The following is a 17,687-nucleotide window of genomic DNA, read 5'->3' as shown; positions in this document are numbered from 1 at the left end:
GATTCTGCCAGCGGCCCTGGGCCCGGATCCTGCGGAATGGTTGCCCGCGATCACTCGGCCGGCAGCAGCCCCATGCCGATCCTGGCAGACCGTTCGACAGCGGCATTCCGGGCCATGCCGACGATGGCCGCACAGAAGAAGGCGACCAGCAGGACGGTCACGGCTGCATAGGCCACCATGGTCTGCGGCAGGTCCCCGGCGACGCCCGCTGGCAGGGGCAGCGGCATCAGCGCCCGCAGCGGCACCGCGCCGTGCAGCAGGATTAGCGTCACCGGCCAGCCGGCGAAGCTGGCCCCCAGAAGGCCCGTCAGCAGGCCGGGCGAAGGCAGGCCCACGGCCACCTGGCTGCCATGGCGCGGCTGTAGGCTGAGCGTGGCCCAGGACAGCAGCGCCAGCGCCACCAGCGCCACGGCAAAGACCGTCGCCTGGGTGCCGTCCAGCCGGGCCAGCCGGGCGCAGAAGAGGACAATCAGGGGCGCCGACAGCGCCGTCATCCACAGACCGGTCCGCAGCATCGCGCGTTGCGCCCGCGTCCGTTCGCCCGTCAGGATCCGCAGCGAAGACAGACCCGACAGCAGGCTGCCCACCGTCAGGTTCGAGATCAGGAGCGCCAGAAGCCCGCTTTGCAGCAGCGTGACGCCGGCCGCGGCCCCGCCCACCAGGTAGCCGAGGATCGCCAGTTCCGCGGACCAGAGCGTGCCGCCCAACGCCACCAGCAGCGCACCCGCCGCCTGCACGCGGCGGCGCACCACCATCCGGCGGGCCAGCAGGACGACAAGACCCAGCGCCTGCATGCCGAAGGCCACCAGGAACCCAAGACCCGCCAGTGGGGAAAACACCGCCTCGGTCCCCTGCAGCACCGCGGCCTGCGCAGACAGCGCCAGGGCCGATATCCCGCTCAGCATGAAGGCCAGCGCATGGACCCGCGTCCAGAACGCCCGCACGCGGCGCTTGTCCCGTGCCGACGCACCGCCGCTGTCCCGCTGCCGCAGGGCACGGGCGTAAAGCCCGAACAGCACCCAGCCCAGCATCAGGGTGATCGCCGGGAACAGAGCGTGGAAGGAGGCCAGAATCCCAAACTGCGTCCGGGCCAGCAGGAGGACGTCCATGTCAACCGTGGGTTAGTGTTTCGGAAGGAAATTTTAATATGGGGGACGATGGCCCTTCGGTCAAAGGCCCAGACAGCGACCGGGCGCCGCAGGACCGGCCGGTCCGGAACGCCGTCCTGAAGGCTGCCGGGTCAGGCGCCTTCGGGCGCGCCGGAACGGGTCCGGCAGGGACCGGCCAGCGCCGTGATCCCCAGGATCAGGCCCGAAACGGTGGCAATCATCCCTGCGGCGCTGACCGCGTCCTGTGCACCCAGCCACAGCGGGCCATAGCCTGCCAGAACGTACCCCAGCACGGCCGAGATCGTTGCGAAGACGACGCTCCACCCGATCTGGCGTTCCAGCCGGTTGGTCATCATCCGCGCGGCGGCGGGCGGGCAGATGAACATGGCGATCACGATGATGGATCCCACGGCATCGAAGGCCGCCACCGCGGCCACCGCAGCGACCGTCACCAGCGCCATGCCGATCAGACCCGTGGGGATGCCCAGCGTGCGGGCAAAGCCTTCGTCGAAGGTGGAAATCTTCAGAGGCCGCCAGATCGCCGCGATGAACAGCGCGACCACGACCAGCGTGATCGCCATCCGCGGAAGCTCGGCCGGCAGATACCGCAGGGCATCCGGGTCCAGAAGCGAGGACCAGCCGGTCGCATCCAGCCAGATCAGGCTTTCAAGATTGCCGTAAAGCGCGTGCTGCACATCCAGGTGGACGGCCGATGTATCGGTCATCTCCAGAAGCAGCACGCCCCCCGCGAACATCGAGGTGAAGATCACCCCCATCGCGGCGCCGGGTTCGATCTTGCCCAGACGACGGATCGTCTCGATCAGCAGGACGGCCAGGACGGCCGCGGCCATGGCGCCCAGCATCATCGGCCATGTCGACACCATACCGGTCAGCAGGAAGGCCGCGACGATGCCTGGCAGGACCACGTGGGAAATCGCGTCGCCGATCAGGGCCTGACGGCGCAGCAGAAGGAAGTTGCCGGGCAGCGCGCAGGCGATGGCGGCAAAGGTGCCGATCAGCATCGGCGGCAGCGACAGCGGAACGAATTCGGCGCCCATCATGCAGGGACCCCCTTTGGTGCACCGATCCTTGCGTCGATCTCGGCGATCTGGTCGGAGGTCAGGACGGTGTCGATATCGGTCAGCCCGTCATAGAATTCGGCCGCCGCCTCGTGCGCGGGGTCGGTGCGCACGATCTCCCACCGTTTCTCGTCGCGAAGCGCCCGGGCGGCACGGGCGCGCCCCGCCTCGGTCGCCACGCCATCGGCCCGGGCCAGGCCGGCACGCCGCAACAGGCGGCGGGTGCGCACCTCGTAGATCGGCTGGGCCTGCGCCAGCGCCAGAAGACCCTGCCGCAGGTGGACGCGCTGCTGAAACCGCAGGTGGCGGATCAGCGCCGCCAGGACGCCGCGGCCGGGGGCCAGCATCAGTGACAGCAGGAAGAGGACAAAGGCCATCAGCACGATGATCGGGCCCGTGGGCACCTTGGGTTCTGCCGCAGACAGGGCCGCGCCGGCATAGCCTGCCAGACCGCCCACCAGACCGCCGATCAGGATCACCCGGTCGGCGCGTTCGGTCCAGAACCGGGCGGTCACCGACGGGATGATCAGCAGCGCCACGATCAGGATCAGGCCCACGACTTTCAGGCCCACGACCGTCACCGCCATGACAAGACCCATCATCGCCAGATCCACCCGGTCGACATTCACGCCCCGCGCGGCGGCATATTCGGGGTCGAAAGCCACCTCCAGCATCGGGCGGCGCAGGACGAAGATCGCGGCCAGGATCGCTAGCCCCCCCACGGCGATGACGATCGCGTCCGTCCGCAGCATTCCGGCGGTCGAACCCAGAAGGAAGTTCTCCAGCCCCGCCTGCTTGCCCGCGGACATGGTCTGGATCACGGTCAGAAGGACAATGCCCACGCCGAAGAAGACCGACAGCACCGCGCCGATCGCCGCGTCTTCCGCCAGTCGCGTGCGGCGGACCAGCCAGCCCAGGCAAAGAAGCCCGGCCCAGGCCGACAGGGCGGATCCCAGCAACAGGCCGGGCAGTGCCCGCCCGTCACCGCCCAGCGCCACCATGACGATGAAGGCCAGACCCACGCCTGGCAAAGTCGAATGGGAAATCGCGTCGCTGACCAGCGCGCGCTTGCGCAGGTACAGGAACGCGCCCGTCATGCCGGCGGCCACGCCCAGAAGCGTCGCCCCGATGGCCACCAGGGTGGCGTTGTAGCCAAGCTGCAGAAGCAGCGCGTCGGCCAGCATGGGTCGGATCCTTCAGTTCAGTCAGGCCAGGACGGCCGAAAGCTGGTCCACCTGCGTGCTGGCCAGCCGCCCGCCATAGGCCTCTTGCAGGGTTTCGGCGGTGAAGGCCTCGTCGACGGGGCCTTCGGCAATGCGGCGGACGTTGATCAGGAAGACATGATCGAAATAGTCCCGCACGGTCGCCAGGTCATGGTGCACGGCAACGACGGTCTTGCCTTCGGATTTCAGCGATTTCAGGACGGCGATGATCGCCTTTTCGGTCGCGGCATCCACACCGGCGAAGGGTTCGTCCAGAAGATAGAGGTCGGCGTCCTGCGCCAGGGCACGGGCCAGGAAGACCCGCTGCTGCTGGCCGCCGGACAACTGGCCGATCTGGCGGTCGGCAAATGCCGCCATGCCGACCCGGTCCAGGCAGGACCGCGCGCGGTCGACATGGGCGCCGCGCAGGCGGCCCAGCAGTCCGACCTCGCGGTACAGGCCCATCAGCACGACGTCGATCACCCTGGTCGGGAAATCCCAGTCGACGCTGGCGCGCTGGGGCACATAGGCGATCCTGGCCCGCTGATCGGCCAGCGGACAGCCAAAGACCTCTACCTGGCCCGACAGGGGTTTCACGATGCCCAACACCGCCTTCAGCATGGTCGACTTGCCGGCACCGTTGGGTCCGATGATCGCGGTCATCGATCCTTTCGGCACCGTCATGTCGACCGAGAAGACGGCCGGCTTTTCACCGTAGGACACGGTCAGGCCGCGGACCGCCAGCGGGCTGTCCTTGCGGGCGTCATCGGCCGGCACGCGACCGTCGGCAGTTGCGAGTTCCAGCATGTCAGATCCCCGGGGAAAGCTTGCCGTCCATGCCGCCGGCGGGCACGTCGGCCCCCAGTGCACTGGCGATGGTCGTGACGTTGTGGTCGATCATGCCGACATAGGTCCCTTCATAGGTCCCGTCCCGGCCCATGGCGTCGCTGAAAAGTTCGCCACCGATGGCAACCTCGTGCCCCCGGGCCTCTGCCCCTTCGACCAGCGCCCGCATGTTGCGGTCCGAGACGGAGCTTTCGACAAAGACCGCACGGACGTCGTTGTCCACCAGCGCATTGACCAGCGTCCGGATCCGGTTCAGCCCGGCCTCGCTCTCGGTCGAGACGCCCTGGATCCCCAGCACCTCGAAACCGTAGGCCTCGCCGAAGTACCCGAAGGCGTCATGGGCGGTGACCAGCACCCGCGACTGGGCCGGAACCTTAGACAGGGTTTCCACGGCATAGTCGTGCAGGCGGTCGATCTGTTCCAGATAGGCCTCTGTATTGGCGGCGAAGGTTTCTGCCATCTCGGGGCGGGCTTCGCTCAGCGCGCGCTCCACCTCGACCACCACGCCGGACCACAGCTCCGGCGCCATCCAGACATGGGGGTCGAACTTGTTTTCATAGTCGATATTGGCGCGCAGAAGATCCTTGGGCAGCGCATCGGCCACCGGCACGACGTTCCGGTTGCGCGCCAGGTCCTGCAGGAACTGCTCCATCTGCGCTTCAAGGTACAGCCCGTGGTACAGCACAATATCTGCCCGGGTCATGGCGACGATGTCCGACCGGGTCTGACGATAGGAATGGGGGTCGACCCCCGGCCCCATCAGGGCCTTCACCTCGACCGCATCGCCGCCGATCTGGCGGGCCGCGTCGGCGATCATGCCGGTGGTGGCGACCACGTTCAGGGTCGCGTCCCCGGCCCGGGTTTCGGTGGAAAAGACCGACAAGGCAACAAGCGTCACCGCGGCGGCGACATTCTTCAGTATTCCGCGGCGGCCGGTTCGGCGCGCTGGCGTCCACATGGCTAACAGATCCCTGGCTCTATGTTAGAACGAATATGAGAGCCGTTCGCAACTCTGTCAATGTTTTTGCGACTTATTCGCAAGAAGGCCCCGGAACGGACAAACCACACATCCCGGACCGGCGTCCGATCCATGATTTCCGTGCATTTTGCACAGAATTCGGGCGAAATTCGGAACTCCGAATGCCCCGGCGGGCCCGCGGCACCCGATTCGGCGGGCCGCGATACGGAGACGGACCACGGGCCGGGCCTTGCCTTGATGCCGGGCCCATGCCACCGTCCCGGCCATGGAAGGGAGGCCGGCATGAAGATGGAATCCGCCACCGGTGCAGGCGCCGTTCCGGCGCACAGCGAACCGCGCAATCCCGGCATGGCGCTGGACATGGGCTGGGTCCGGTCGGCACAGGCCAACACGCCTGCCATCGAACGCCGCGCAGCGACCTTGCCGGGCCGACGGTCGGTCAAAAAGGATCATCAGGCGGCCTGGCTTCTGAAAGCCGTGACCTGCATCGACCTGACGACCCTATCGGGCGACGACACGCCGGGCCGTGTGCGGCGCCTGTGCGCCAAGGCCAGGGCCCCGGTCCGGATCGACCTGCTGGATGCGATGGGCATGGGCCCCATCACCGTCGGCGCGGTCTGCGTCTATCACGACATGATCGCGCCCGCCGTTCAGGCACTGGACGGATCGGGCATCCCGGTCGCCGCTGTCTCCACCGGCTTTCCGGCGGGCCTGTCGCCCTTTCATCTGCGGGTGGCGGAAATCGGCGAAAGCGTCGCCGCGGGCGCAGCCGAGATCGACATCGTCATTTCCCGCCGGCACGTGCTGACCGGCGACTGGCAGGCGCTATACGACGAGGTCCGCACCTTCCGCGCCGCCTGTGGCGAGGCCCATCTGAAGGCGATCCTGGCCACCGGCGAACTGGGGTCGCTGCGCAATGTCGCCAAGGCCTCGCTGGTGGCGATGATGGCCGGGGCGGATTTCATCAAGACGTCCACGGGGAAGGAAAGCGTCAATGCCACGCTTCCCGTCACGCTGGTCATGCTGCGCGCCATCCGGGCCTATCACGCGGCGACCGGGTTCCGCGTCGGCTACAAGCCCGCCGGCGGAATATCCAAGGCGAAGGACGCGCTGGTCTACCTGTCGATGATCAAGGAAGAGCTTGGGGACGACTGGCTTTCCCCCCACCTCTTCCGCTTCGGGGCGTCGTCCCTTCTGGGCGATATCGAACGCCAACTGGAACACCATGTCACCGGCGCCTATTCCGCCGCGTGGCGCCATCCGATGGGGTAAGCGCAATGATGGTACTGAAGCCCAACTGCGAATGCTGCAACAAGGACCTGCCCCCGGAAAGCCCGGACGCGCGGATCTGCACCTATGAATGCACCTTCTGCGCGGATTGCGTGGACGATGTGCTGGGCGGCGTCTGCCCCAATTGCGGCGGCAACTTCGTCCCCCGCCCGATCCGTCCGGTCAACATGCTGGCCAGGCACCCGGCCTCGACCACGCGGGTCTTCCATCCCGAAGGTTGCGGGAAAGCCGCGTGAGCATCGCCGAGATCTTCGCCACCATGAGCTATGGAACCGCCCCGGAAAGTACTGCCGAAGCGCGGGACTGGATCGCCGCCCGTGACGGGCGGTTCGGGCATTTCATCGACGGTGGCTTCACGGCCCCGGGCGACGCGTTCGAGACGGTCAACCCCGCGACGGGCGAGGTGCTGGCGACCCTGACACAGGCGACCGCCGGGGACGTGGATGCCGCCGTTGCCGCCGCCCGCGCGGCGCAGCCTGCGTGGGAAGGCCTGGGCGGCGCTGGCCGGGCGCGATACCTCTATGCGCTGGCGCGCCTGTTGCAGAAACACGCGCGGCTGTTCGCGGTGCTGGAAACGATGGACAACGGCAAGCCGATCCGGGAAAGCCGCGACATCGACGTGCCGCTGGCGCAGCGGCATTTCTATTACCACGCCGGTATGGCCCAACTGATGGAGACCGAGTTACCCGGTCGTCGCGCCGTCGGTGTCTGCGGCCAGATCGTGCCGTGGAACTTCCCGCTGCTGATGCTGGCCTGGAAGATCGCGCCGGCGCTGGCCATGGGCAATACCGTGGTGCTGAAGCCGGCGGAGTGGACGTCCCTGACCGCGCTTCTGTTCGCCGATATCTGCCAGCAGGCCAGCCTGCCCAAGGGCGTCGTCAACATCGTGACCGGCGACGGGGCGGTGGGCGAGATGATCGTGGGCGCGAAGGTCGACAAGATCGCCTTCACCGGATCGACCGAGGTCGGGCGAAGGATCCGCGAAACCACCGCCGGGACGGGCAAGCGCCTGACGCTGGAGCTGGGCGGCAAGTCCCCCTACATCGTTTTCGAGGACGCGGACCTGGACAGCGCTGTCGAAGGTCTGGTGGACGCGATCTGGTTCAACCAGGGCCAGGTCTGCTGTGCCGGATCCCGCCTGATCGTGCAGGAAAGCGTGGCCGACGACTTCCACGCCCGACTGAAGGCCCGGATGGACAAGCTGCGCATCGGCGATCCGCTGGACAAGAGCATCGACGTCGGCGCCATGGTCGCGCCCGAACAGCTGACCCGCGTCGCAGCGATGGTCGATGGCTGCGCGGGCGGGCTGATCCACCGCGCGGCGTCCCCCCTGCCCGGCACCGGCTGCTTCTATCCCCCGACCCTGATCGAGGGGCTGGAGCCCGCAGATCCCCTGATGCAGGAGGAGATCTTTGGCCCCGTGCTCGTGTCGACCACCTTCCGCACCAAGGCCGAGGCGGTGCAGCTGGCCAACAACACCCGCTACGGGCTGGCCGCCACGGTATGGAGCGAGAACGTGAACCTCGCGCTCGACATCGCGCCGAGGTTGGCGGCAGGCGTGGTCTGGGTGAACGCGACCAACCTGTTCGATGCGGCGGCCGGATTCGGCGGCGTGCGGGAAAGCGGCTTCGGCCGCGAAGGCGGTTGGGAAGGGCTTTCGGCCTATACCAGGCCCGCGGTCGAACCCGCGCCACTGAAGGTACCCGCCGCCGGCAAGACGGTGGCAGAGCTTTCGCCGGGCATCGACCGGACACCGAAGCTCTACATCGGCGGCAAGCAGGCCCGACCCGACAGCGGCTATGTCCGCGCGGTGCACGGGGCCGGCGGTGCACTCCTGGGCCATGTCGGCATGGGCAGCCGCAAGGACGTGCGGAATGCGGTCGAGGCGGCCCATGCCGCATCGGGCTGGGCGTCGATGTCGGGGCACCAGCGGGCGCAGGTGCTGTATTACATGGCCGAAAACCTTGGCGCCCGGGCAGGGGATTTCGCCGGGCTGCTGGATGCGGCCTCCGGCCGGGGCGATGGTGTGTCAGAGGTCGAGGCGACGCTGGACCGTTTGTTCACGGCCGCCGCCTGGGCCGACAAGTTCGACGGCCGGATCGCGGGCGTGCCGCTGAAGGGCGTGGCGCTGGCGACCAGGGTTCCGGTGGGCGTCCTGGGCATTCTGTGCCCGGAAGAGGCGCCGCTGCTGTGGATGGTGACTGCGCTGGCCTCGGCCATGGCGATGGGGAACCGGGTCGTGCTGGCCGCCTGCGAAGGCGCGCCGCTGGTGGCGACGGAGTTCTACCAGGTTCTCGATACCTCCGACGTGCCGGGGGGCGTGGCGAACATCCTGACCGGGGCCCAGGCGGACCTGGCGCCGGTGATGGCCGCGCATCTGGACGTGGACGCGGTCTGGTCCTTCTCCGCCGCAGACCTGTCGGGCGTGGTGGAACGGGCCTCGGCCGGGAACCTGAAGCGGACCTGGGTGAACCATGGCCTGGCGACCGACTGGACGGACCGCGACCTGCGGCCGTTCCTGGAGGAAGCGACCGAGGTCCGGACGGTCTGGATCCCCTACGGGGAATGATTTTCGCAAAAGAGAGGGGAGCAAATGAACCTGACATTGGATTTCGCAGGCAAGACGGTGGTGGTCGTGGGCGGCACCAGCGGCATCAACCGGGGCGTGGCCGAAGGCTTTGCCGCCGCGGGGGCGAAGGTGGCCGTGGCCAGTCGCAACCCGGAAAAGGTCGCCGATACCGTCAAGGCGCTTGAGGCCGCGGGGGCCGAGGTCGCCATGGGCACGTCCTTCGACGTGCGCGATCCCGTGGGCGTGGCCGAAGGGCTGGCAAGCTTCCAGGCGAAGCTGGGGGATTTCGACGTGCTGGTCTCGGGCGCGGCAGGGAACTTCCCGGCTCTGATGTCCGAGATGTCGAACAACGCCTTCAAGACCGTCGTCGATATCGACCTGATGGGCACTGTCCACGTGATGAAGGCCGCCTATCCGTTTCTGAGGCGGCCAGGGGCGTCCGTGATCTCGATTTCCGCACCGCAGGCCTATCTGCCCTGCGAGGGCCAGGTCCATGTCTGCGCGGCCAAGGCTGGGGTGGACCAGATCACCCGGACGCTGGCGATGGAATGGGGGCACGAGGGGATCCGGATCAATTCGGTCGTCCCGGGCTTCATCGAAGAGACCGAAGGCGCCGAGCGTCTGGCCCCGACGGATGAGGCAAAGGCGGCCACCATGGCCGCGATCCCCCTGAACCGGTTCGGGACCAAGGCCGATATTGCCGGGATGTGTCTGTTCCTGTCCTCGCCGCTGGCGTCCTATGTCAGCGGTACCGTGATCGCGGTCGACGGGGCGCTGTACCAGGGCGGGCTGGGAATGCTGAGCCAGCAGCTGGGCACCATGCTGCGCCAGGTCGCCGGGCGCTGACGGGCGCGGCCGCGAAGCCGCCTTGCAAGCGGCTTCCTTGCGGTTCCATTGCCGGTCGCCCGGAGCTGCCGGCCGGGCGGCGAAGGCGCTTGAAAAGCGCCTTGCCGTGCACCGGGTTTCAGCCCTCGCTGCCCGGAACCGGGGTCGAGGTCATGCCGATCGGCTGACCCACGACGACGAAGTGCAGGCCATCCGGATCCAGCAATTCGCGCGCGACCCGGTTCACGTCATCCAGCGTGACCGCGTTCACCTTGTCGTTCCGGGTCGCGATGTAATCGACCGGCAGGCCTTCCATCTGCATGCCGACCATGATCGACGCGACCCGGCCATTCCCGTCGAAACGCAGCGGGAAGGCCCCGGTCAGGTAGGTCTTGGCCTTGTCCAGTTCCTCCTGAGTCACGCCCTCTTCGGCCATGCGGCGCCATTCGTCGCGGATCACCTCCACGGCTTCGGCGATGCGGTCGTTCCCCGATGCCACGCTGCCCATGTAGATCGCCGCGTGGTCCTTGGGCACCAGATAGGAATAAACGCCATAGGTCAGGCCGCGCTTTTCCCGCACTTCGTTCATCAGGCGGCTTTCGAACCCCCCGGACCCCAGGATCTGGTTCAGCACATAGGCCGCGAAGAAATCGGGATCGTCCCGGTCCAGCCCCTTCTGCCCGAAGATCGCCACCGACTGCGGCGTCTCGAACGGGACCACCGTCACGCCACCGGTCATCTGGAAATCGGCTTTACCCGGCAGGGGCGCGCCGGTTTCCGGCAGGTCCGCCAGCAGGCCGTCCACGATTTCGGACAGTTCCGGCGCGGTGATGTCGCCCACGGCGCCCACATACAGGCGGTCGCGCGCGAAGACCGCGTCATAGGCCGCCACGATATCGTCCCGGGTCAGGGCGGAAACGCTTTCGATCGTGCCTTCGCCCGGGCTGCCATAGGGGTGGTCGCCGAAGGCCATGGCCGAAAAGGTCTTGCCCGCGATCGCGTTCGGATCCTGCAGGTCGGACGCCAGCGACGACAGCACCTGCCGGCGCACGCGGTCGATATCGTCGGGGTCGAAATGCGGATCGTGCAGGGCATCGTGCAGAAGCGCCATCGCCTCGTCCCGGCTTTCGGTCAGGAAGGTCGCGGTGATCGACACCTCGTCGTCCGAGGCATCGTAGTCGACCGAGGCCGCGATGCTTTCCAGCGCGCGGGCATGGGCACGGCTGTCCAGATCGCCCGAGCCTTCTTCCAGAAGGCCCATCATCAGGTAGATCGCGCCGCGCTTGTCCGGCTGGTCCAGCGACGTGCCACCGCGGAACCGGATTTCCAGGACCGTGAACGGGTTGGAATGATCCTCGACCAGCCAGGCCGAGATGCCGGCGGGCGTGGTGACGTCCTCGATCTCGACTGCAGCGCCGGCCGGAAGGGCCAGGCCCGCGGCCAGAAAGCCGGCCACAGCACCGGCCCTGATCCATGTCGCGAACCGCATCATTGGTTCACCTCCTCTGCCGGGGTTTCAGTTGCCGCTTCGGTCACCGTCTCGGGCGGCTCGGCCCGCATCAGCCAGCCGGTCACCGATGCCTCGGGCCGCAGCACGTCGCGCGCGGCCTGCATGATGTCTTCGGCCGTCACCGCCTGCACCACCGCGGGCCAGGCCTTCACGTCCTCGACCGTCAGGCCGGAACTCAGCGCGCGGCCATAACGGTCGGCCATCCGGTTCAGGCTGTCGCCGGCATAGATTTCGGCCGCGCGGTACTGGGTCTTGATCCGCTCCAGCTGTTCCGGATCCACGCCATCCTTCAGGAAATCCGCCAAGGCCGCGTCCAGGGCCGCCTCGGCCTCCTCCAGCGAGACGCCGTTTTCAGGGACGATCGTGAAATCGAAGGTCGTGGCATCCAGCGAGGTGCCGCCGTAATGGGCTCCGGCATAGATCGCCACCTGGTTCTGGAACTGAAGCTTGTCGGCCAGGTACGAGGTCGAACCGCCGCCCAGGATCTCGGACAGAAGCGACAGCGCCGCCGCCTTTTCCTGCGCGCCGCTGTCGCGTTCGGGCGCAAGGTAGGACCGGCTGACATAGGGCTGCGCCACGCGCGGATCCTTGAAGATCACGCGCCGGGCCGCGGTCTGGGGCGGTTCCTGGCTGCGCAGCCGTTCCGGCAGGTCCGGGTTGGCCGGGATCGGGCCGTAATAGGTTTCGGCCAGTTCGCGCACCCGTTCCGGCGTCACGTCGCCGGCCACGACCAGGATCGCGTTGTTGGGCGAATAATACGTCCGGTAGAAATTCAGCGCGGCGTCGCGGTCCAGCGCCTCCATCTCGTGCCGCCAGCCGATCACGGGCAGGCCGTAACGGTGGTTCAGGTACTGCGCCGCGCCCATCTGTTCGCTGAACAGCGCCCGGGGTTCGTTTTCCGTCCGCTGGTTGCGTTCTTCCAGGATGACGTCCCGTTCGGTGGCGATGTCCTCCTCGCTCAGCTTCAGGTTCTTCATCCGGTCGGCTTCCATCCGCATCATCAGCTCCAGCCGGTCGGCGGCGACGCGCTGGTAGTACGCGGTGTAGTCGTAGCTGGTGAAGGCGTTGTCCTGCCCGCCGTTGGCTGCGACGGTGGCCGAGAATTCGCCGGGCGCCAGCGTGTCGGTGCCCTTGAACAGCAGGTGTTCCAGGAAATGCGCCACGCCCGAGGATCCCAGCGGTTCGTCCGCGGATCCGGCGCGATACCACAGCATGTGCTGCAAGACCGGGGCGCTGTGATCCTCGACCACGACGACCTGCAGGCCGTTGTCCAGCGTGAAGGTGGAAACTGGGTCGGGCCGGTCGGCCGCCGGGGCGGCGGTCGCGATGCCTGTCGCGAGGAATGCCGCGGCAAGGGCGGCAAGGGTTCCGGAAAGTCGGTTCATCGGCGGTATCGGTCCTCCATCATCCGGCAGCGGGGCGTGGCCCCGGGTCACAAGACCGGGGCGCACATGGCCCGACCACACCCGCGGCACTTCTGCGCCTGGACGGGCAAGGTCAAGAACGTGGCTGGCACAATATGGTTAGCAATTCGTGATCGGAAACACCGCTCACGAAACAGTGCTAGCTGATTGCTAGTTCAGCTTCTCCGGCGGAGCGGTAACCGTGGGCACGCCGGCCCGGCGCCAGCGGTCGTTTTCTTTGAACGGGTCGATGGCCTGACGCTTGTAGGCCTGGCTGTAGCGGTCGACCGGAAACAGCTTGAAGCTGGATGCGCGGGCCTTGCGCTTGCGGAACTTCTCGTCCTCGACCTCCAGCGACTGGCGCGAGGAGCTGTCGATGCCGTAGCGGCCCGCCTGCGCGACCAGCTGGCTGTCCGAAGACGGGACGGCCGTTGCCGCCTGCGGCTTCCCGCCCAGGGCCAGGATCGCCTCGGCCTCGGGGTCGCGGTCGGTGCGGTTGGCCCCGCCCGGGGTCGGCGGCGGCAGTTCCGAATAGGATTTCGGTTCGGTCAGCGGCTTGGCCGGCATCACCATGAACTCGTCCGGCCCGCGGCCCGGCGCGCGCAGCTGCCGCAGGCCGTTCTTGCCGCTGCATCCTGCCACCACCGAAAGCGCAATCAGCGCAAGCACGGCCGTCCTGACCTTCATCCGTCGCTCTCCTGCCCCTTGGGCCCGGTTCATCACGTTTCGCAGAGGTTTAGCCCATTTCGCCCGGGGCGTCACGGTCCCTTTTGCCCGGTGCCCTTCGGGCCAGCGCCCTTCTGCCCGGGGCCCTTGGCGCCGGTCCCGGGCTTGGCCGGGGTGGCCGGTTCGAACAGGATCACGCCGGCCGCGCCGGCAAAGATGAAGACATCCGCCAGGTTGAAGACGAACGGATTATCGATGCCGCAGCAAGACACGTTCAGGAAATCCAGCACATAGCCGTAAAGCAGCCGGTCCGCCACGTTGCCCAGCGCGCCACCAATCAGCAGGCCGGCAGAGATCAGCGAGGCCCAGCCACGCTCGCGCCGCAGCGCCCAGTACCAGATCAGCACGGCGACCAGCACGGAAAAGCCGATCAACCCCCACCGCAACAGGTCGCTGTCATCGCCGAACAGGCCGAAATTGATGCCGGTGTTCTCGCCGTAGCGGAAGTTCAGCAAGGGCGGCAGCACGTCGATGGCCCGGATCCGGGACAGGCCCAGCCCGTGGATCACCCAGTATTTCGAGATCTGGTCCAGAAGGAAGGCCCAGAACGAGGCCCAGAACAGCAGGCGCATCGGCTCAGCCCCGCCCGCGGCGCAGGTGCGCCGGATCCCGCATGGATCCGGCGAGGGCGGGCGGGCGGGCCCCCGAGGGCGCGATCCCGCCATAGGCCGCCGGGCGCATCGCCGAAAGGGACAGGGCGTGGTTCATCTCAGTGCCGGAAGTGACGCATGCCGGTGAAGACCATAGCCAGGCCCAGTTCGTCGGCCGCCGCGATCACTTCCTCGTCCCGCACGGACCCGCCGGGCTGGATCAGCGCCGTGGCGCCGGCCTCGGCAGCCGTAATCAGTCCGTCGGCAAAGGGGAAGAACGCGTCGGATGCGACGACAGAGCCGACGGTCGGCGACTGGGACAGGCCCAGCACCTCGGCCATGTCCAGGGCCTTGCGTGCCGCGATGCGCGTGCTGTCGACCCGGCTCATCTGGCCCGCGCCGATCCCCACGGTGGCGCCGCCCTTGGCATAGACGATGGCATTCGACTTCACATGCTTGGCCACGGTCCAGGCGAACAGCATGTCGGCGATTTCCTCTTCCGACGGTGCACGCTTGGTCACCACGCTCAGGTGTTCGCGGCCGATATGGCCGGCATCGGCATCCTGCACCAGGAACCCGCCCGACACCTGCTTGACCGCCAGAACAGGCGCCAGCGGGTCGCCCAGGCCGCCGGTGGTCAGGATCCGCATGTTGGCCTTCTTCGACAGCCGCTCGATCGCCGCGGTTTCGGCGTCAGGCGCGATCACGACCTCGGTGAAGATCTCGGAAATCGCCGCTGCCGTCGCCACGTCCAGCGGCTGGTTCAGCGCGATGATCCCGCCGAAGGCCGATGTCCGGTCGCAGTCGAAGGCACGACGATAGGCTTCCTCCAGCGTCGCGCCACGGGCCACGCCGCAGGGATTGGCATGCTTGATGATCGCGCAGGCCGGCCCGTCCTCGGGGCGGAACTCGCTGACCAGCGCGAAGGCCGCGTCGGTGTCGTTGATGTTGTTGTAGGACAGCTCCTTGCCCTGGTGCTGCTGCGCGGTGGCCACGCCGGGCCGGCCGGTGCCGTCCAAATAGAAGGCCGCGTCCTGGTGCGGGTTCTCGCCATAGCGCATCTTGGCCGCCAGGTGGCCCGCGAACACGCGCCGCCGCGGCATCGCCTGGCCCAGCGCCGCCGCCATCCAGCCCGACACCGCCGCGTCATAGGCCGCCGTGCGGGCATAGGCCGTCTGCGCCAGCCGCTGCCGGAACGCATAGGAGGTGGCGCCGTCATGCGCCTCCATCTCGGTCAGCAGGGCGGCGTAATCCTCGGCATCCACGACCACCGACACGAAACCGTGGTTCTTGGCCGCCGCGCGGATCATCGCCGGGCCGCCGATGTCGATGTTCTCGACACAGGTCTCGTAGTCGCCGCCCTTCGCGACGGTTTCTTCGAACGGGTAAAGGTTCACGACCAGCAGATCGATTTCCGGGATCCCGTGCTCCACCATGGCCGAAACGTGATCGTCCTTGTCCCGCAGCGCCAGCAGGCCGCCGTGGATGCGCGGGTGCAGGGTCTTGACCCGACCGTCCATCATCTCGGGGAACTCGGTCACCTCGGACACGTCCAGCACCGTCAGGCCGGCATCGCGCAGGGCCTTGGCCGTGCCGCCGGTCGACAAGAGTTCTACGCCGCGGGCGGCCAGTGCCTGCCCCAGATCGATCAGCCCGTCCTTGTCGGACACAGAGATCAGCGCACGCCGGATCGGCTGCAGGTCGGTCATCTCGGGTCTCCTTTTCGTTTCGCGCAGGCCCCGGCGCAGGGTCATCCATCGGTCTTCCGGTCGTCGCCCCGGGGGCGGCAGACGGTCATTCGCCGGTCTCTGCATCCTCGCGGTCGACGTCCCGCACCGCTACAGCGGTTTCGGCCGATTTCGCAAGCACCCATCGGACGCGCGTCGCATACTCCGAAGCCCGGCCGGAGAGAACGACCTGTTTTGTCGCGCGCGGTTCCAGCCGCCCCCGTTCCAGGTAGTACCCCGGCTGGACGCTCAGCGCGAAATGGCGGTCATGGGTGAACAGCCAGACCTCGCCATTGGGCAGCTTCAGTTCGGCGGAACCGGCATATTCATCCACCTCGGGCACCACGTCGGGGTGCAGGTGGAAATGGATGTCGACCGGAACGCCCACGCCTTCGCGCCCGCCGCCGGCGGCACGGAACCGCGCCTCGTTCGCCTTGTCGACGGCGAACAGCATGTCTTCGGCCTCCAGCGTGCGGCCGTCGTTGAAAAGCTCCAGAGACCGCGCATGGGTCAGCCCGTAGGACGGGACATAGCCTTCGTGCCCGCCGTCGAACCGGGTGGAGCCGGTGGCACGGGCGATTTCCGTGGGCACGTCGCGGGGACCGCCGGTCAGCGCCTCCAGCCCCGTGTCCGGGTCCGGCGCCGACAGCCCGGCGCTGGAGGTTCCGTTCAGGCACAGCGTCGAATGCGCGGCCGTGGCCCGCCCCGCGCGCCGCCAGTCGGGCCCGAAACTGGTGCCGGACCCGGCGTTCACGATCAGCGGCCGCCGGGCCGAGGTCAGTTCGAACGCAAGGGTCGAGGCATGGGCCTCCACCGCCGCGGCCCCGGTCGGCGGAGGCGCCGCATCGACGATCACGGTCGTGCGCCCCGCGGCCAGCCGGGCATACCCCATGGCCAGACCTTCGTGCACGCGCCGCTTGCCGCCGGCATCGGCCAGCGCATGTTCCAGCTGGCCCTCCAGCCCGCGGCCGCCGCCATGAAACCGCGCCAGCGATCCGTCGCCATGGGCCAGCGCCCGCAGTGTCGGCGCGATCCGCTCGATAGCCTCGTGCAGCGCGGGCGGCGTGCCCCGGCCCGCTTCCAGAAGGGCTGCGGCGGCCCAGTTCAAGAGGACCAGCACCTCCAGCAGTTCCTCGGGCCGCCGCGAGGGCAGGCCCCCCGACCGGTCGATCCGCGTGTTGCATTCGGACGCCAGCGCCGGCACCGCCAGGTCGGCCAGCTGCGCATGGCCTTCCAGCGACAGGGCCGCATAGATCAGGCCGCACAGCGCCTCGATCCGCTGCACGCCGGGCCGGGCCGCCTTCCAGCGCTTGGACAGGAACCAGGCCTGCCGCGACAGCGCCGCGTGGAACCGTTCGCGTTCCTCGGCCCGCATCCCGTGCAGCAGGAACAGCGCGTTGTTGATCCAGCGAATCATCCGGCGCCCGGTCAGTTCCGGCGTCCAGCCCGGCCCGCTGCCGCGTCCGTAAAGGTCGATCCAGACCTTCAGCCAGCGCTGCGCCTTCTGCCGCGCCCTGAAACCGCCCACGGCCGCCAAGTCGTCCAGCCAGTCGAACCCCTGGCGTTCCTGCTCGAAAGCTGCGTCGGGGGCGGCCACGTCCCATAGGTCGGTATCGTCCGAGGTGACGAGGTATCCGGCGAACAGCAGGTTGCCCTGCACCAGTTCCTGACCGCGCACGGCATTGCCGATGGTGCGGGGTTCGGGCGCGCGGGCAAAACCGTGCCCGGCCGCCTTGTTGCGGCTCCGCCAAGCATAATGGCGGTCCAACAGCCTGTTCTGACGGCTGAAACTGGCGCTGGTGGTCGACATGCGATCTGCCCCGGGCGCTCTG

15 protein-coding genes are annotated in these 17,687 nt (G+C 68.0%); 4 read left to right on the top strand and 11 right to left on the bottom strand.

Going from position 1 to position 17,687, the window contains the following annotated elements:
- Positions 1-50: 50 nt before the first annotated feature.
- The 5 genes from FQK05_RS08295 to FQK05_RS08275 form a co-directional block, all read right to left on the bottom strand.
- Positions 51-1,109 carry a cytochrome ubiquinol oxidase subunit I gene (locus FQK05_RS08295; RefSeq protein WP_158965576.1) on the bottom strand — a complete coding sequence of 353 codons (1,059 nt, stop codon included), beginning with the start codon at positions 1,107-1,109 and terminating at the stop codon, positions 51-53.
- Between the two features lie 131 nt (positions 1,110-1,240).
- Positions 1,241-2,170 carry a metal ABC transporter permease gene (locus FQK05_RS08290; RefSeq protein ID WP_158965574.1) on the bottom strand — a complete coding sequence of 310 codons (930 nt, stop codon included), beginning with the start codon at positions 2,168-2,170 and terminating at the stop codon, positions 1,241-1,243.
- Positions 2,167-3,372 (bottom strand): metal ABC transporter permease, encoded by a 1,206-nt coding sequence (locus tag FQK05_RS08285; RefSeq protein ID WP_158965572.1) that lies wholly within the window; start codon positions 3,370-3,372, stop codon positions 2,167-2,169. Before FQK05_RS08285 ends, FQK05_RS08290 begins: the two co-directional genes overlap by 4 nt.
- Before the next feature lie 21 nt (positions 3,373-3,393).
- The gene (locus tag FQK05_RS08280) at positions 3,394-4,197 is read right to left on the bottom strand and encodes a metal ABC transporter ATP-binding protein (protein ID WP_158965570.1); all 804 of its coding nucleotides are present in this window, start codon (positions 4,195-4,197) and stop codon (positions 3,394-3,396) included.
- Position 4,198: 1 nt separating this feature from the next.
- Positions 4,199-5,194 (bottom strand): metal ABC transporter solute-binding protein, Zn/Mn family, encoded by a 996-nt coding sequence (locus FQK05_RS08275; protein WP_158965568.1) that lies wholly within the window; start codon positions 5,192-5,194, stop codon positions 4,199-4,201.
- Positions 5,195-5,497: 303 nt separating this feature from the next.
- Here FQK05_RS08275 and deoC point away from each other — a divergent pair, with 303 nt between their 5' ends.
- Genes deoC through FQK05_RS08255 form a run of 4 tightly spaced genes read left to right on the top strand, consistent with a single transcriptional unit; the run spans position 5,498 to position 9,920 of the window.
- Entirely contained in the window at positions 5,498-6,487 is a 990-nt protein-coding gene (gene deoC / locus FQK05_RS08270; RefSeq protein WP_158965566.1) for a deoxyribose-phosphate aldolase, read from the top strand.
- Between the two features lie 5 nt (positions 6,488-6,492).
- Positions 6,493-6,741: a DUF1272 domain-containing protein gene (locus tag FQK05_RS08265; RefSeq protein WP_158965564.1), complete on the top strand. Its 249-nt coding sequence runs from the start codon at positions 6,493-6,495 to the stop codon at positions 6,739-6,741.
- On the top strand, positions 6,738-9,074 hold the full coding sequence (locus FQK05_RS08260; RefSeq protein WP_158965562.1) for an aldehyde dehydrogenase family protein: 2,337 nt from the start codon (positions 6,738-6,740) through the stop codon (positions 9,072-9,074). Before FQK05_RS08265 ends, FQK05_RS08260 begins: the two co-directional genes overlap by 4 nt.
- A gap of 24 nt (positions 9,075-9,098) precedes the next feature.
- Positions 9,099-9,920 (top strand): SDR family oxidoreductase, encoded by an 822-nt coding sequence (locus FQK05_RS08255; protein ID WP_158965560.1) that lies wholly within the window; start codon positions 9,099-9,101, stop codon positions 9,918-9,920.
- 118 nt (positions 9,921-10,038) lie between these two features.
- On the opposite strand, the gene FQK05_RS08250 is transcribed toward FQK05_RS08255, so the two are convergent.
- The 6 genes from FQK05_RS08250 to FQK05_RS08225 all read right to left on the bottom strand — a co-directional run bounded on the left by FQK05_RS08250 (position 10,039) and on the right by FQK05_RS08225 (position 17,665).
- Positions 10,039-11,391 (bottom strand): M16 family metallopeptidase, encoded by a 1,353-nt coding sequence (locus FQK05_RS08250; protein WP_158965558.1) that lies wholly within the window; start codon positions 11,389-11,391, stop codon positions 10,039-10,041.
- On the bottom strand, positions 11,388-12,794 hold the full coding sequence (locus FQK05_RS08245; RefSeq protein ID WP_158965556.1) for a M16 family metallopeptidase: 1,407 nt from the start codon (positions 12,792-12,794) through the stop codon (positions 11,388-11,390). The genes FQK05_RS08250 and FQK05_RS08245 overlap by 4 nt, the downstream gene beginning before the upstream one ends.
- A gap of 189 nt (positions 12,795-12,983) precedes the next feature.
- Complete coding sequence (locus FQK05_RS08240) at positions 12,984-13,499, bottom strand: DUF3035 domain-containing protein (protein WP_158965554.1); 516 nt, start codon at positions 13,497-13,499, stop codon at positions 12,984-12,986.
- A 71-nt stretch (positions 13,500-13,570) separates the two neighbouring features.
- Complete coding sequence (gene lspA / locus FQK05_RS08235; protein WP_158965552.1) at positions 13,571-14,110, bottom strand: signal peptidase II; 540 nt, start codon at positions 14,108-14,110, stop codon at positions 13,571-13,573.
- Positions 14,111-14,247: 137 nt separating this feature from the next.
- Positions 14,248-15,837 carry a bifunctional phosphoribosylaminoimidazolecarboxamide formyltransferase/IMP cyclohydrolase gene (purH, locus tag FQK05_RS08230; RefSeq protein ID WP_158965550.1) on the bottom strand — a complete coding sequence of 530 codons (1,590 nt, stop codon included), beginning with the start codon at positions 15,835-15,837 and terminating at the stop codon, positions 14,248-14,250.
- A gap of 85 nt (positions 15,838-15,922) precedes the next feature.
- Positions 15,923-17,665 (bottom strand): heparinase II/III family protein, encoded by a 1,743-nt coding sequence (locus FQK05_RS08225; RefSeq protein WP_158965548.1) that lies wholly within the window; start codon positions 17,663-17,665, stop codon positions 15,923-15,925.
- Positions 17,666-17,687 lie beyond the last annotated feature (22 nt).

The organism is Chachezhania sediminis, assembly GCF_009765275.1.
In the GTDB taxonomy this organism is placed as follows: Bacteria; Pseudomonadota; Alphaproteobacteria; order Rhodobacterales; family Rhodobacteraceae; genus Chachezhania; species Chachezhania sediminis.
Note: the sequence above shows the minus strand (reverse complement) of the source record. Positions and strands in the feature narration are given on the sequence as shown.

Coding starts and splice junctions, on each gene's coding strand:
- FQK05_RS08295 (WP_158965576.1), bottom strand. CDS start 1,109: ATGGACGTCCTCCTGCTGGCCCGGACGCAGTTTGGGATTCTGGCCTCC.
- FQK05_RS08290 (WP_158965574.1), bottom strand. CDS start 2,170: ATGATGGGCGCCGAATTCGTTCCGCTGTCGCTGCCGCCGATGCTGATC.
- FQK05_RS08285 (WP_158965572.1), bottom strand. CDS start 3,372: ATGCTGGCCGACGCGCTGCTTCTGCAGCTTGGCTACAACGCCACCCTG.
- FQK05_RS08280 (WP_158965570.1), bottom strand. CDS start 4,197: ATGCTGGAACTCGCAACTGCCGACGGTCGCGTGCCGGCCGATGACGCC.
- FQK05_RS08275 (WP_158965568.1), bottom strand. CDS start 5,194: ATGTGGACGCCAGCGCGCCGAACCGGCCGCCGCGGAATACTGAAGAAT.
- deoC (WP_158965566.1), top strand. CDS start 5,498: ATGAAGATGGAATCCGCCACCGGTGCAGGCGCCGTTCCGGCGCACAGC.
- FQK05_RS08265 (WP_158965564.1), top strand. CDS start 6,493: ATGATGGTACTGAAGCCCAACTGCGAATGCTGCAACAAGGACCTGCCC.
- FQK05_RS08255 (WP_158965560.1), top strand. CDS start 9,099: ATGAACCTGACATTGGATTTCGCAGGCAAGACGGTGGTGGTCGTGGGC.
- FQK05_RS08250 (WP_158965558.1), bottom strand. CDS start 11,391: ATGATGCGGTTCGCGACATGGATCAGGGCCGGTGCTGTGGCCGGCTTT.
- FQK05_RS08245 (WP_158965556.1), bottom strand. CDS start 12,794: ATGAACCGACTTTCCGGAACCCTTGCCGCCCTTGCCGCGGCATTCCTC.
- FQK05_RS08240 (WP_158965554.1), bottom strand. CDS start 13,499: ATGAAGGTCAGGACGGCCGTGCTTGCGCTGATTGCGCTTTCGGTGGTG.
- lspA (WP_158965552.1), bottom strand. CDS start 14,110: ATGCGCCTGCTGTTCTGGGCCTCGTTCTGGGCCTTCCTTCTGGACCAG.
- purH (WP_158965550.1), bottom strand. CDS start 15,837: ATGACCGACCTGCAGCCGATCCGGCGTGCGCTGATCTCTGTGTCCGAC.
- FQK05_RS08225 (WP_158965548.1), bottom strand. CDS start 17,665: ATGTCGACCACCAGCGCCAGTTTCAGCCGTCAGAACAGGCTGTTGGAC.